Here is a 15,393-nt window from a genome sequence, read left to right on the forward strand (position 1 = left end):
CAAAAAGTTTTCCTAATGGTAGAGTGCTTGTAAAGTCGTTTTTGTTTTTTGCGTTAGCACAACTTGTTTTCCTTTCAACAGCTGTGCTAAAGTAGTATCATCGTAGTGCCGGATGGTAAGAAGAGTAAGATCTCTTTCTATCTGAACATCGAAAATTTCGCTTGCCTTAACTGCCAGTTGCTGAATTTTCTCTTCCCTGTCATCGAGGCAGAACTGTACGTTAATGGCAGCAGTTTGAATGAGATTAGGCTTAATATTTAATTCGGCAAATAAATGATATAGCAAACTCATTGGTCGTTCGCCGATAAACGAAAAATCCATTGTTTGTAACTGAACGAGCACTTGTTTGTTTTTAAGCACAATAACGGGTGGCAAATTTTTGCTTGCTTTATTGCTGATTGTTGTTCCGGGCAGAGAGGGGTCGAGGAAGCTTTTAACCTGTAGCGTAATCCTCTTGTTTTGCAACGGTTTTATCGTTTTTGGATGAATAACCTGCGCACCGTAAAAAGCCATTTCAATAACTTCGTTAAAACTTAGTTCGCTAATCAAACAGGCACCAGGAAAAATTTTCGGATCAGCACTCATTACACCTTCTACATCTTTCCAAATGGTCAGGTTTTCAGCTTCCAATACATTGGCGAAAATGGCAGCAGTAAAATCGCTTCCTTCCCGGCCTAGCGTTGTGCTTTCGTTTTGATCAGTGGCGCCAATAAAACCCTGCGTTACGTAAATAGTACTTTTGCCATTAATACCGGCACGCTTAATATTTTTGATTGTATCGTCCCAGCAAATGTTTGCTTCCCTAAAATTATTATCGGTTCTTATAATATCCCTTACATCCATCCATTTATTCGTAATTGCTTTTTCATTTAAGTAAGCACTGACAATACAACTGCTAAGCAACTCTCCAATACACACTATCTGATCGTAATAATAATCGAAAGGCTGAACTGGCTTGTCGTGCAGTAACCATTCGACTTCTGTAAAAAATGAGTTTAAAAGATCGAAGGTTATATTATAAGTTGTAACAAGCAGGTATTTTGCTGTAGTAAGATGATTTTCTTTTACCAGGTTGAATAAATTAAGCGCATCTTCTTTGTTACCTGCATAAAATGCTTCAGCAACTTTTTCGAGCGCATTTGTCGTTTTTCCCATAGCTGACATAACCAGCATCAAAGGCTCACCTTCGTAAGTTTTAAGAATTTCTGCTACGTTCTGAATTCTTTCCACGCTGTTTAAACTTGCACCTCCAAACTTGAAAACCTTCATTTATTACAATTAAAGATGGCAAAGATAGGAGAAAGACTAAAGGGCGAATAAATGGCTGACAATAGAATTAATGACGGGCACTACTCTGTTTTAATTTTCGTTAACAGCCGGAAAAAGTTCAATAAAGATTTGTTGTAAAAGTGTGCGACGCAAGAATGTAAAACATTAATTATACAGCCGGTAAACTAAAAGAAACCATTTATTTATTGAATGATTACATGATAATAAACAGTAATGAAATATTTAATAAAATGACTGAATTTATAACATCGTACTAACTCCCTTTCTGTGGATAAAGCCTTTAAAAATCAATTGTTTTAACCCTTTTTTTTGCCTTAAAAAAGTTACATTTGCCCACACTTTATTTCACTTAAAAAAAGTAAAGAAAATTACTCCCGCAAAGGATTTAAAAAGATAAATGGAAGACAATTTACAACCCCTCCAGACCAGCGATAATGACCGGGTAATACTGGTAAATATTGAAGAGCAAATGAAGACCGCATACATTGATTATTCAATGTCGGTTATAGTAGGTCGTGCATTACCTGACGCACGTGATGGATTTAAACCGGTTCATCGTCGCGTGCTGTACGCCATGAATGAGTTGGCGAATTATAGTAACCGGCCTTATAAAAAGTCGGCTCGTATAGTCGGAGAAGTGATGGGTAAATATCACCCGCACGGAGACGCGTCGATCTACGACACACTTGTGCGGATGGCACAGGACTGGACGATGAGGTATATAATGGTAGACGGACAAGGTAATTTTGGAAACCAGGATGGCGACCCTCCTGCGGCAATGCGTTATACCGAGGTTCGTCTGCAGAAGATTGCAGAAATGATGTTGGAAGACATTGAGAAAGATACGGTGGATTTTCAGTTCAACTTCGACGACAGCTTGCGCGAACCTACTGTGCTACCGACACGTATTCCTCAATTGCTGGTAAATGGAAGTAGCGGTATTGCTGTTGGAATGGCGACAAACATGCTTCCTCATAATTTAAGCGAAGTAATAGACGGTTGTGTAGCTTATGTTGAAAACCGGGAGACTACAATAGAAGAATTAATGGTGCATGTAAAAGCTCCTGATTTTCCTACCGGCGGTATTATTTATGGAATGGAAGGAGTGAAGCAGGGTTTGATGACAGGCCGGGGCAGGGTTGTTTTACGCGGAAGGTGCCAGGTGGAAACCAAACCGAGTGGCCGAGAGCAGATTATTATTACCGAAGTACCCTACCAGGTAAACAGGGATATGTTGACGGATAAGATTGGTCAACTGGTTAATGACAAGACCATTGAAGGAATTGCACATGTAAACAATGAAAGTAACAAAAGGGAAGGCACAAGAATCGTAATTGACTTAAAGAGAGATGGCGTTGCCAATGTGATCATTAACCAGTTATACAAGTTTACAGAACTTCAGACTAGTTATGGAATAAACAACGTAGCACTGACGAAAGGACGACCAAAAACAATGAACCTGAAAGAGCTCATAGTTGAGTTCATTGATTTCAGGATGCAGGTGGTGATCCGTAGAGCCCAATTTGAACTAAGAAAGGCGCAGGAACGAGCCCACATTTTAGAAGGATATTTAATTGCACTGGACCACCTTGACGAAGTAATTCGTTTGATAAGAAGTTCATCAACCCCTGATATAGCTAAAGAAAACCTGATGTCTGCCGGATGGGGATTAGATGATATCCAGGCTAAGGCCATTCTTGAATTAAGGCTTCAGCGTTTGACGGGCATGGAGCGCGAGAAGATTAAAGAAGAGTTTGACGGTTTAATGAAAATAATTGCAGGCTTGCAGGAGTTACTGGCAAGTGAAGCATTAAGATACGAACTGATAAAAACCGAATTGCTGGAGGTAAAAGAGAAATTCGGAGATGCAAGAAAGACAGAGATTTCTTATTTATCAAATGAGATGAGAATTGAAGATCTCATTGAAGAAGAAGATGTTGTAATTACTATTTCACATTACGGTTACATTAAAAGAACGTCTTCAGATGAATATCGTCAGCAGAAAAGGGGCGGACGCGGATCAATGGGAACAAAGACAAGAGACGAAGATTTCGTTGAACATCTGTTTGTTGCTTCTACCCACCACACGCTGATGTTCTTTACTGAAAAGGGAAGATGCTACTGGCTTAAGGTTTATGAAATACCCGAAGGTGATAAAAACACCAAAGGGCGTGCAATACAAAACTTAATGCAATTACCAAATGATGATAAGGTAAGAGCGATCATTGACATAAAGGACTTTACAGATAAGGAGTACTTAAGCAAACATTTTATCATTCTTTGCACTAAAAAAGGAATAATTAAGAAGACTAATTTGGAAGACTTTAGTCGTCCTCGCGCAAATGGTGTAAATGCCATAAATATTAACGACGGTGATCAGCTGTTGGAAGCGCGTTTGTGTGACCAGGATTGCGAAATTATGCTTGCCATTAAATCCGGTCGCGCTATTCGCTTTCCACAGAATAAGGTAAGAGCTACTGGCCGTGGTGCAATTGGTGTTTTCGGCATTGACCTCGATGACGAAAAAGATGAAGTAATTGGTATGGTTTGTGTAAATAAGGACGACGTCAGCAGAAATATTTTGGTAGTTAGTGAGAAAGGGTTTGGAAAGCGTACGAACATTGACGAATACAGGATCACAAACAGGGGAGGAAAAGGAGTTAAAACAATTAATGTTACTGAGAAAACCGGTAATCTTGTCGGGATCTTGGACGTAAATGGAAAAGAAGATCTTGTCATAACCTGTAAGTCTGGTATAACAATCCGTACGAGTACGGCAGATATAAGGGAGGCAGGTAGGGCGACGCAAGGGGTAAAATTGATTAGAATTGACGAAGGAGATGAGATTGCAGCCATTTCTAAAATTCAGGAACAAGAGGAAGCAATTGTATTGGCAGAAGCTTCATTAGAGGCCGAAGCAGAAGCAATAGAAAAGCTGGGTGAAGAAGAAGTTGAACCGGCAACAGGCGAAACGCTTCCCGATACAGACAAAGACACAAGCCAGGGATCTTCTGAAAGTGAAATTCCCGGAGATGCCCTTGACGATAACGATTAAACAACAATTAAAACAAATAACATGAAAAGAATAACGATTGGTGCCCTGCTACTAATTTTTATTGGAACAGCAGCAAACGCACAGGATTTTAAAAAAGTAAGAAATGCAATGCTTCTTGCCCAGGTAGGAGCTGGAGGGGATCAGAAGCTTGAAGAGGCAAAAACAGAGCTGGATAAAGCACTTGCTGATCCTAAAGCGCAAAGCAATCCCGAAGCCTACTTGCTAAAAACGGAGGTATACGGAACAATAGCAGCAAATAATACGCTTAAGGCAAAGTACCCAAACGCTGATGTGGAAGGATACGAGGCGCTCAAAAAGTATCTAGAGATGGATCCTACCGAGGCTAAATTAAAAGAAGACAAATACCTTGGTGTTAATAGCATTTATAGCTCTCTTTTTTCTGCAGGGGTAAAAGATTACAATGCAAAAAACTGGGACTCTGCTTACGCTAAGTTTAAAGTAGTGGCTGAATTGGGCGATCTTTTCACCACGCGAAAGTGGTCAACATCAGCATTTGATACAACCTCATATTTGTACGCTGGAGTAACAGCCCAGAATTCAAAGAAGAATGATGAAGCTGCTAAATATTATGGAAAAATAGCTGAAAGAAAAGTTGTAGGAGCTGACTATGAGGGTATTTATGACTTTTTGGTGAAGCATTATTTAAATACAAATAATCAAGCTGAGTTTACCAAGTACCTCGCTTTGGCTAAAGAGGCTTATCCAAAAAACACTTTATGGAATGACCTTGCTTTCGCGAACACAACAGATAATTCGGCCGTAGAAGATGTTGTAAAGAAGTTTGAAACAGACGATGCTGCAAAATCAATGACTGCCAGCAATTATCTCGATTACGGCGATTACTTCATTAACAATAAGAAAATTAAAGACTTAGAACCTGCTAAAAGAAGCGAGTTTACTAATAAAGCTTTTTATTCTTTTTCAAAAGCTGCCGAGCTTGATACTGCAAATGGAATAGCAAGTTATAACGCGGGAGTAGCTGCCTATACCATGTTTGAAGATGCAAGTGAGGCTAGGATGAAAATTAAAGGAACAACTGCTGATATAAAAGCAAAGCAGGGCCAGGCAGATAAAGTTGCAGATGCCGCTGCAGATAAAAGCATCCAGGCATTAGAAAAGGCTTTCGCAACGCTGTCTTCTAAAGCGGCCCGTTCTAATATTGAAAGAAACTGTTTGAGCAAATCAACAGATCTTTTGTACAATTTGTACGAATATAAGAAAAACAGAAGCCGTGGTGCAAATCCAAAAGATTACGACAAGTACGACGTTAAGAGCAAATACTATGACGGTCTGCACGGTAAGTTCGCAAAATAATTTCTCTCACTTATTCGTTGAAAAAAGCTATCCATTTTGGATGGCTTTTTTTATGACTTCTTAAACCCGTACAGATTCGGTATCGTAAAACAGATAACATCTCTTGCAAACAGCGTTGGTTTCGGACTGTAAGAGAGTGAGAGAGAGGTTTATGAAGTTTATAAAAAGGCTGATGTAAAGCTTAAAGCTCTTAAAGAGAAGATGCATACGGTAGCGCTTTCAGATTCTCATTCTACTTAACATAATATCAATTATAGGAAAAAAAGAAACTGAAGTCATTTTGGAAAAAACTGTCATTAAAACGGTCCTAAGTCTTTATATACTGAATTTCTTTTTGTTGAGTTCGTGGACGATAGAAAACCTTAAATATTAAACGCAGGCTTTGATCGTGGGTCGCATAATTGTAGATCCAGTTGATAAACACCTGTAATTTATTTTTTACTCCCAGAATTAGAACAAGGTGTAAAAACATCCAAATCAACCACGCTAAGAACCCGCCAAAATGCAGCTTCGGTTTTGGTATATCTACAACTGCCAGGTTTCGTCCAACAGTCGCCATACTGCCCTTGTCCTTGTATTCAAACTCTTCAAGCAGCTGTGCGTTCTTCGACTTCATCTCGAGCCTGAGAAGATTTTTTGCTAAATTTTTTGCCTGGTTAATAGCCACGTTGGCTACCTGTGGATGGCCTTTGGGATAGTTTGGAGTTTCCATATAGGCTACGTCGCCCAATGCATACACGTTTTCCAGCCCAGATACTTTATTATATCTGTCAACTTTAATCCGGTTTCCTCGTACGACTAGTGACGGGTCAATTCCTTCAGGTACATTTCCTTTAACTCCTGCAGCCCAGATTACTGTAGCGGTCGCTATCGTTTCACCGTTACTTAAGGTCGCTATCTCACCGTTATAATCTTTTAAAACCGTATTTAGTACTACCGTTACCCCTAACTTTTCTAGGTACTTCTGAGACTGCTCCTGCGATCTTTTACTCATTGGTCCCAGTGTTGCCCCCGTACCTTCGAGCAAAAAGATTTTCATTTTAGAGAAATCAATCTCAGGATAATCTCTAGGAAGTGTGTATTTTTTCATTTCTGCAATAGCTCCGCCAAGCTCCACGCCTGTTGGTCCACCCCCTACGATTACGACTGTCATCAGTTTTTGCTTCTCTTCCTCGTTATTCGAAATCACTACATTTTCGAAATTCTCTATCAAACGATGCCGCAACTGTAGCGCCTCAATTGTAGACTTCATGGGAAAAGCAAATTCTACTAATTTTTGATTCCCAAAAAAGTTGGTGTCTGCTCCCGCTGCAATTACCAGTTGTTCATACTCAATATCTCCTACTTCTGTTGTGATCTTATTTTCTGCAGGTACAACACCTAGTACTTTAGTCAACCTGATCCTCACGTTCTTACTTTTATGAAATGCTTTTCGCAAAGGAAAAGAAATATTACTCGCATCTAAACCTCCTGTCGCTACCTGGTAAAATAGCGGCTGAAATTGGTGGAAGTTAAATTTATCAATCAAAAGAACATCAAACCCTGCTTTATTATCTAAGCTTTGAGCTAATTTAAGACCTGCAAAACCTGCTCCTATGATAACGATTTTCATGTGTAAATATTTGTAGAATAACAATGGTAGAATAAACTGTCATTTTTAGATTGCTTTTTATATAAATACAAATGGCTTGCCACTGGTATTTATATCTTTTTATGAGAAACGTTAGGAGTATTTCTCTTTCGGCCGATGTAGGATTACAATGATTGACGAAGAAAGTTAGAAGAAAATAAAATTCAAAAGATGAAGCAAGTCGATTGTTAAGGATTAGAAACGCTCACGTAATGTTTATCCCAAAGCATTTGCCGTACTAGTCACAGATTTCGCCCGCTTTGAGGTAAGAGTAGCTGTGAGACTTCATTACCGTTTTTTGAAATTTGTATTGAGCTAAATCCTCGTCCTGTTGATATGCCAGTATCAGCGGCTGAGTAAGCATGACAAGGACCATCAACCTCATGTGTTAGTTAAGGAATTATTACGCTAATTAAATGGAGCAAAAGAATAAAAAGTAAAAATAAGCATGGGTTTATTAAAACAAAACAATGCACCAGCAGGCCATTAATATTCAATATAAAAGCACCTTTTTTTGTCAAGCAAAACAACAAGGAGTAATTGTGTTAAACCGGCGGACATACTACTATTAGGCTTTTCTTGCGTCGCACATTTGTACAGTTTCGTCGTTTCAGCAGTTTTTGTGCAAACTGAAATATTCTAAATATTTGCTCAGAAGGTTATAAATAAATAACCCAAACAAAGCATTCGGGTTATTTATTTATGACCTTTTGAGCAGGTTTTTAACCATGATTATTTAACCTAAAAAATAAACTTAGTACTTAAGAAGTTTGAGTCTTGACCGGAGACAATTTCGTTTAACAGGTGTTTGTTGTTATCATTCAACTTTGTGGCTACCAGCGAACGGATAGAGAAAGAACGTAATGCATCTACCACAGATAAAGTGCCTTCAGCACTATCTTTACGCCCGGTAAAAGGAAATGCATCGGGCCCGCGTTGACACTGTGCATTGATGTTGACCCGGCTAACCTGGTTTACAAGAATATCAATAGATGAAGCGACTTCATGGCTATCGTTGCTGAAAATGCTGACCTGCTGACCGTGGGTTGATTCTATGAGGTACTCAATTGGTTCTTCCATACTTTCATAAGGAATAACCGGGATGATAGGACCAAACTGCTCTTCACGATACAGCTTCATTTTACTGTTGACTGGATAAACGATAGCAGGATAAAAAAAAGACTCAACCGTTGCTCCGCCATTTTCATTTACTACCGAAGCTCCATGTTGTATTGCGTCATCAATACATTCTTTTAAGTATGCAGGCTTATTTGGCTCTGGCAAAGGGGTAAGTGAAACACCTTTTTCCCAAGGCATCCCATATTTCAGTTTTGATACTTCCGCTGTTAATTGTGTTAAGAACTCATCAGCAATAGATTTATGAACAAAGATGATTTTTAAAGCTGTACATCGTTGACCGTTAAAAGAAAGCGAGCCGAGCACGGTTTCCTGCACTGCTAGTTTTATGTCGGCGTGGCTGGTTATGATGGCAGCATTCTTTGCATCAAGGCCGAGGATAGCTCGCAGCCTGTTTATTTTTGGATGCAATTTTTTAAGCTCATTTGCCACTTTACTTGAACCAATAAGGGTAAGCACGTTTATTTTGCCCGACTTCATCAAGTCGGGAATGATGGCATTGCCACGACCGTAAATGGTATTTACAACCCCTTTTGGGAAACAGCTTCTAAAAGCCTCTAACAAAGGATAGTGTAATAAAGTACCATGTTTCGGAGGTTTAAACAAAAGAGTATTGCCCATAATGATGGCGGGAATAAGCGTCGTAAATGTTTCGTTCAACGGATAGTTGAACGGCCCCATACAAAGTACTACACCAAGCGGAGACCGACGCACCTGCGCTACAATCCCCTGTTCAATCACGAAACGGGAAGAATCCCTGTCAATATCTTTAAGAGCATCAATAGTTGCATAGATGTATTCAACTGTACGGTCAAACTCTTTTATAGAATCTGCATAAGATTTGCCTATCTCCCACATAATCAGCTTTACTACAATGTCTTTTTGCTCGATCATTTTCCTTGTAAAGTTTTCTACACAAGCAATCCGATCTGCCACGCCCATTGTTGGCCATTCTCCACGGCCATTATTGTAAGCAGATACAGCAGCATCTAATGCAGCCATTGCTTCATTAGGAGTACATACGGGATAAGTTCCGATCAGCTTTCTTTTTAGTCCTTCCGCTGTGCGAACACAAACAGGTGAATACACTTCGTGCACATCCCCATCCCACTGATGCATTTTTCCGTTAGACAAATAAGTTCTTTGATGTACCTCAGAAGGAAGCGCAAATTCTTTTGGTATATCCTCCGCTGCCACAAAAATTTCTTCAAGCCGTTTTGTAAAACTCATCAGCAGTTAAATTTTTAAATATTAAGACAAGGTATTCTTCGTCGAAAATCGGTTTTAGAAAGCGGCCGCGAAGATAGGTTTAAAAAAGTTTTTGCGTATCGTTTTAAAAGGCACTCTTTTCAAGAGGAAATCTTAGGAACGAGGGCTTAATAATAGTGACTAAGAATAGCTGCCAAACGATTTACAGATTAACGGAATGCGACGCAACGATGATGTTTATGAAAAACAAATGTTGGTACCAAAGGGATAAATACGAGACAACAAAAATCCCCGCCACTTTTACTTGTGACGGGGAAAAACTTAGATTGAAGTATTGCTTTATTGAGCCATCTTTTTTGCAGGGTTGGTATCGGTGCTGGTTCCATCGGGCCTATCGGTAGGAACAACAGGGTTTACTATATTTCTGCCATCCTCAGCAGCAGCTCCTTTTCCAAACATTTGTTCCAGGCTGCCTAACGCTTGCAAATAGTCCTCGGCCGTTTTTCTGTCATAAGCCATCCACTCAGCTTTTGTCTCACTCAGCGAATTATAAAACTTCACTTGTTGTTGCAAATCTTTTCTGACAGAATTAAGCACTTTAGTAGCTAAAGCTTTGTCATCAGAACGATAACAAGCCTCAAGGAAAGCGATACTGTTACGATTGTGCATATTGCCCCGGCTAATCATGCCATAAGAAAAGTTTTCCTGCAGCATCATTTTGTCTGCTTTTTGCAGGGCTTTGCGTGCTTCTTCTTTTCTGCCTTTTGAAGATAAGTCAAAGGCTAACTCAGCATACGCAGTACGAATGGTATTTAGATGCCGGCGGTTTTCTTCATCAAAATAAACTCCTGGCACATTTGCATTGCCATAAGCAAACTTATTCATCAACTTGTCGGTCATCCAATCGGTATTTACCTGTTGGTTCATTACGGGAACGAGGCGATAGCTTAAGCCATCTTTACGCAAATAAGGGCCAAAACCCAGCTCATCGAAAGCCGAGGTGAAGTAGATAGGCCTTTGCCATTTGTTAGCGGCAATGATGTTTAAGACAGCGAGGTCATTTTTCATAAGGGTTGTTTTCGGAATCTCAAACCTTACTTCGCTCACAATACTGTCGGTAATACCTACTGTGCCATTTTGCCTTACCATGTTTTGATCTACAGGTACAGAAACTTTTCTAACAGGGAAAGTATTGATCATATCATTTCCACCTGAAGAAGCCATTTTACCTGGATCGTCGCTGCCGACATAATTTTTCATCAAATCATACAAGTCGAAATACTGGTTAGTTGGCAAACCAGATTTTTCATTGTACCTGATGTAGTCCCTCTTACGGCCCTGTATCTGGTCGGCCGTCCAGATTACATCAATAGGGTTACTTTGATTTACCCGGTAGCGAAGTTGGTTGATGTACCAGTCGATACCGAGCAGGCTATAGTTGATTACCCTGATGTCTGGCCTGATGCCTTCTACTTCCTGCGCATACCAGAGAGGATATGTATCGTTGTCGCCAAAAGAGAATAATACCGCGTTAGGAGCACAACTTTCGAGATAGTTTTTTGCCAGGTCTCTGGCGAGAACTTTTTTACTACGATCGTGATCATCCCACTCTTGTGCTGCCATTAGTACAGGCACCGCTAGCAGGCAAATAACTGTAGCAAGATTGGTTGCAACACCTCTGCTTATATATTTAGATAACCACTCTCTAACCTGCAATACGCCTAACCCGATCCAGATGGCAAAAGCATAAAAAGAACCTACATAAGCATAATCCCTTTCACGAGGTTGATTGCCGGCCTGGTTCAAGTATAAGACTATTGCCATCCCGGTAAAGAAGAACAAAAGAAACACAATAAACGTGTCCCGCTTATCAGTTCTGTTTTGATAGATAATACCTAAAATTCCAAGAATGAGAGGAAGCAAAAACAGCTTGTTGTGTGCTTTATTTTCTTTACTGCTGTCGGGCATCAAGCTTTGATCGCCGTATAAGATATTGTCAATAAAAGGAATGCCGGTTATCCAGTTACCATCTCTCAGATTGCCATTCCATACTCCCTGCACATCATTTTGTTTACCGGAGAAATTCCACATGAAGTAGCGGAAGTACATCCAGTAAGTTTGATATGATACGAAGAACTTTATATTATCGCCAAAGTCAGGATCTCTTTCGTAAGTGCCATCCTGTTGTTTTCCTATGCCTAAGAATTGTGCATAATAATCTCCGTGTCCCTGGTCGTTGCTGGCATCCCAAACCCTTGGAAAAAGCATCATCTTGTCAGGCTCATAAACATAATGCCCATCTTTTCCATTTTCTATATAATGACCGTTTGCCTTAATATATTTGGTAGAGGTCTCTTTGTAATCAATGGGCTGTGCAGTAAACTTTTGACCATACAACAAAGGAAAGTCTCCGTATTGCTCGCGGCCCAAATAACCGACAAGACTCATTGGATTATCAACGTTATACATATCGACAGCAGGATCGGCATTACTGCGGATCATTGTTGTAATGTATGTGCTATAGCCTATTAGCATAAAAGCAATCGACCATAAACCAAGGCGCAGAAAGCCCCAGTTGTTTCGTTGTGCTACTTTTAAACCATACCAAATAGCAACAGCGAGTAATAAAAAGAAAATAACAAAGCCGCTAAAAAATGGCAGGCCCATACTATTCACCATAAAAATATCGAGGTAACCTGCGCCATTGATAGTGTACTGAATAACTGCTTTTTGTACAAATCCTGTAATAAGGCAACCAATTAAAAATGCCCATAAAACGCCTTTTGTAGTTGTTTTATAACGCTTGTAATAATACACTATAACAATCGCAGGAATTGTCAGCAGGTTTAATAAGTGGACACCTATGGAGAGACCCATTAAAAAGAAGATAAAAATAATCCAACGATCGGCATTAATACCTGTTGCAGCCTCATGATCTACCGCATTTTCCCACTTTAATATTGCCCAAAAAACAATAGCAGTGAAAAAAGAACTTAAGGCATACACCTCACCTTCAACTGCAGAATACCAGAATGAGTCACTATATGTATATGCAAGTGCGCCTACAGCGCCTGCTCCCATTATTGCAAAAATTTCGTTGTTAGTTAATGCCTCACCCACTTTTTGAACAGCTTTACGTGCAAAGTGAGTAATCGTCCAAAAAAGGAACAAAATGGTAAAACCACTGGCGAGTGCACTCATTACATTCACAGCCTTAGCAGCAGTCATTGGGTTATCACCAAACAGAATAATAAAAAACCGGCCCATTAAAACGAATAAAGGAGCTCCGGGGGGATGCGGGATCTGTAACTTGAAAGCACTACTAACGAATTCGCCCGAGTCCCATAGACTTCCACCGGCCTCAGCGGTAAGAATATATGTGGTACACGCAATAACACAAACAATCCATCCAACAATGTTGTTGATCCTGTTGAAATTCATTGGTTTTTTTAATTTTAAATAAGATTTTGAATAATGGTTTTATGCTTTTAAAAGCAACCTGTTATTCACCTGTGTTTTGGTTTTTTAAAAAAGACTGGCAAACCTACCTTAAAAAGAGGAAAACCGAAAATGGAAAGTTTAGACCCATTATTTTTAACCGGTTTTTGGGAACTGAAAGAATTTGCTTGCCATTTGCCCACCTGTCATATTACATGCTAATACAATTGTTTCTTCGTCATGCAAATAAGAACGTTTGTACCATTATTTCTTCTATTCGTCCGGCCTTGTGAAATACCATAGAAAAAAAGCGGTAACCCCATAAGGAAATCAAATGACTGTGCGACTACTTTCTCAGGCATTCGGTTATTTTGTTAATACAAAAAGAACAGCCCTAATTTTTAAATTATTAATTACCAGGCATGCTTTCGAAGACGGAAATAGAAAATAGATTGCAGCAAATACAACCTGTACTAGTTGATAAATTTCATGTTAGCAGGATTGGCTACTTTAGCTCCTATGTGAACGGACAGCAAACTAATAGTAGTGACCTGGACTTGCTTGTTTAATTTTCTCAGCCGGCAGGCTGGGTTTTTTTTACATTAGAAAGATTTCTGGAACAGGCGTTGGGTCTTCCAGTGGATTTAGTGACAATAAACGCGCTGAAGGAAAGAATCAAAGAAACAATACTTAATCAAGTGTACGTTTGAAACCCAGCGAAGGAAATCCGGTTTTATATTTAGAAGATATTATACTTTCAATGAAAAGAGTGCAGGAATATATATATGATCTTGATTTTCACCGTTCCAATCTGACCACAAAACAGTTGTTGCTCTCATCCGAAATTTTGAGATTATCGGAGAAGCTTCTAAAAACTTACCAACACTTGTCAAAGACAGTTATATTCATATTCCCTGGGAGGAAATGTCCTGTTTGCGAAACCGCATTTCCCATGAATATTTTGGGAAGACTACGAAATCATTTGGGACATAGCAATAAATCAACTGCCCGTAAATTACAAGGACGTCCTTGAGATATTGAAACGAGAAAAATTCAAAGCGGGTTGATGTCTACTCTGCGACTCTAATTGCAGTTGATATTTTTTTTCAACCAACACCAGGCCTCTTCGTGTGGCGTGAGCTAAATTCAAACCAAGTTGTATCTTGAGCGCGTTTTTAACGAGACGGAATAATGAAATTCAAACACCTGCTACTTCTTTCTATACTATATACCTTTTCAGCTTTTGGTCAAAGTAAGAACGCTACTGTTTCCGGAAAGGTGGTCGACGAAAACGACAAACCCCTCTTTCATGTTAACATTAATATATTAGGTAAAGAGAAAGGCACAACTACTAATGACTCTGGCAGCTTTGCGATAACAGTTACTCCCGGCAGACCCATTGCACTTGTTTTTTCTTTTACCGGTTATAAAAACGTACAACGAAACTTCAACTTATCAGAAGGTGAAAATGAAATCATAGCAATACAAATGCAGTTGCAGCAAAATGTGTTGGAAGGTGTCACCGTAAAAGATAACAGGGCCAGAACCGAAGCTGGAAGAATAAATATTGATCCAAGCGTTGCCATACTTAATCCTTCGCCTTTAGGAAATATTGAAAGTCTTATTAAAATCTTTACCGGCAGTAATAATGAATTAACGAGTCAATATAATGTGCGTGGTGGAAGTTATGATGAGAACATTATTTATGTAAATGATTTCGAAGTCTTTCGCCCATATCTTGTCCGTAGCGGGCAGCAGGAAGGTTTGAGTTTTATAAACCCCGAGATGACGGAGAACGTAAAATTTTACAACGGCGGCTTCCAGGCAAAGTACGGTGATAAGATGAGCAGCGTGCTTGACATTACTTATAAGCGACCGAGAATATTTTCGGGTTCTGCTTATATTGGATTGCTCGAGCAAGGTTTGCATTTCGAAGGAACCGCTAACAACGACAAAGTAACGTATCTCGTGGGGTTCCGCAACCGTAGTAACAGAAATTTGGTAAGCAGCCAGGACACCAAAGGAAACTACATTCCTTCCTCTTCAGACATGCAGGCGCTGGTAACTTACCGGCCAAACAGTAAGTGGCTTTTTGAGGTGTTGGCAAATATTTCCAGGAGCAAATTCAACCTGTTTCCTGAAGAAAGCAAATTATCTTCTGCTGTGTTCTCTCCTTTATTTACACAAAATATCGCTGTCGATATAGCCTTCCAGGGACAGGAAAAAGATGCTTACCAAACTAATATGGTTGGGCTTTCTACAACATGGCAGCCGCGGAAAAATTTCAGGCTAAAAGGTA

8 protein-coding genes and 1 pseudogene are annotated in these 15,393 nt (G+C 39.6%); 5 read left to right on the forward strand and 4 right to left on the reverse strand.

Going from position 1 to position 15,393, the window contains the following annotated elements; genetic code table 11:
- Positions 1-12: 12 nt before the first annotated feature.
- Positions 13-1,269, reverse strand: a complete 1,257-nt coding sequence (locus JWR87_RS02610; RefSeq protein ID WP_297815224.1) for an aspartate kinase — start codon at positions 1,267-1,269, stop codon at positions 13-15.
- A 418-nt stretch (positions 1,270-1,687) separates the two neighbouring features.
- On the opposite strand from JWR87_RS02610, the gene gyrA reads away from it, so the two are divergent.
- Positions 1,688-4,345 (forward strand): DNA gyrase subunit A, encoded by a 2,658-nt coding sequence (gene gyrA / locus JWR87_RS02615; RefSeq protein ID WP_297815226.1) that lies wholly within the window; start codon positions 1,688-1,690, stop codon positions 4,343-4,345.
- 21 nt (positions 4,346-4,366) lie between these two features.
- Positions 4,367-5,680: a hypothetical protein gene (locus JWR87_RS02620; protein WP_297815229.1), complete on the forward strand. Its 1,314-nt coding sequence runs from the start codon at positions 4,367-4,369 to the stop codon at positions 5,678-5,680.
- A 307-nt stretch (positions 5,681-5,987) separates the two neighbouring features.
- Here the strand turns inward: JWR87_RS02620 and JWR87_RS02625 are convergent, their stop codons facing one another.
- From JWR87_RS02625 to JWR87_RS02635, 3 genes are all read right to left on the reverse strand, one after another.
- Positions 5,988-7,292 (reverse strand): NAD(P)/FAD-dependent oxidoreductase, encoded by a 1,305-nt coding sequence (locus JWR87_RS02625; RefSeq protein ID WP_297815232.1) that lies wholly within the window; start codon positions 7,290-7,292, stop codon positions 5,988-5,990.
- Positions 7,293-8,051: 759 nt separating this feature from the next.
- Entirely contained in the window at positions 8,052-9,677 is a 1,626-nt protein-coding gene (locus JWR87_RS02630; RefSeq protein WP_297815235.1) for an NADP-dependent glyceraldehyde-3-phosphate dehydrogenase, read from the reverse strand.
- Between the two features lie 318 nt (positions 9,678-9,995).
- The gene (locus JWR87_RS02635) at positions 9,996-13,097 is read right to left on the reverse strand and encodes a DUF2723 domain-containing protein (protein WP_297815237.1); all 3,102 of its coding nucleotides are present in this window, start codon (positions 13,095-13,097) and stop codon (positions 9,996-9,998) included.
- 419 nt (positions 13,098-13,516) lie between these two features.
- Between JWR87_RS02635 and JWR87_RS02640 the strand changes: the two genes are divergently transcribed.
- From JWR87_RS02640 to JWR87_RS02645, 3 genes and pseudogenes are all read left to right on the forward strand, one after another.
- The gene (locus JWR87_RS02640) at positions 13,517-13,663 is read left to right on the forward strand and encodes a hypothetical protein (protein ID WP_297815239.1); all 147 of its coding nucleotides are present in this window, start codon (positions 13,517-13,519) and stop codon (positions 13,661-13,663) included.
- A 244-nt stretch (positions 13,664-13,907) separates the two neighbouring features.
- Positions 13,908-14,087: pseudogene (locus tag JWR87_RS20230) on the forward strand (HepT-like ribonuclease domain-containing protein); the annotation flags it as partial.
- 198 nt (positions 14,088-14,285) lie between these two features.
- On the forward strand, positions 14,286-15,393 hold a 1,108-nt coding region (locus JWR87_RS02645), incomplete at its 3' end, for a carboxypeptidase-like regulatory domain-containing protein (protein WP_297815241.1).

It is taken from the genome of Segetibacter sp., from assembly GCF_025963695.1.
Classification (GTDB): Bacteria; Bacteroidota; Bacteroidia; order Chitinophagales; family Chitinophagaceae; genus Segetibacter.

Excerpts from the sequence above, each read along its gene's own strand:
- JWR87_RS02640 (WP_297815239.1), top strand. The coding sequence starts at position 13,517 with ATGCTTTCGAAGACGGAAATAGAAAATAGATTGCAGCAAATACAACCT.
- JWR87_RS02620 (WP_297815229.1), top strand. The coding sequence starts at position 4,367 with ATGAAAAGAATAACGATTGGTGCCCTGCTACTAATTTTTATTGGAACA.
- gyrA (WP_297815226.1), top strand. The coding sequence starts at position 1,688 with ATGGAAGACAATTTACAACCCCTCCAGACCAGCGATAATGACCGGGTA.
- JWR87_RS02635 (WP_297815237.1), bottom strand. The coding sequence starts at position 13,097 with ATGAATTTCAACAGGATCAACAACATTGTTGGATGGATTGTTTGTGTT.
- JWR87_RS02625 (WP_297815232.1), bottom strand. The coding sequence starts at position 7,292 with ATGAAAATCGTTATCATAGGAGCAGGTTTTGCAGGTCTTAAATTAGCT.
- JWR87_RS02610 (WP_297815224.1), bottom strand. The coding sequence starts at position 1,269 with ATGAAGGTTTTCAAGTTTGGAGGTGCAAGTTTAAACAGCGTGGAAAGA.
- JWR87_RS02630 (WP_297815235.1), bottom strand. The coding sequence starts at position 9,677 with ATGAGTTTTACAAAACGGCTTGAAGAAATTTTTGTGGCAGCGGAGGAT.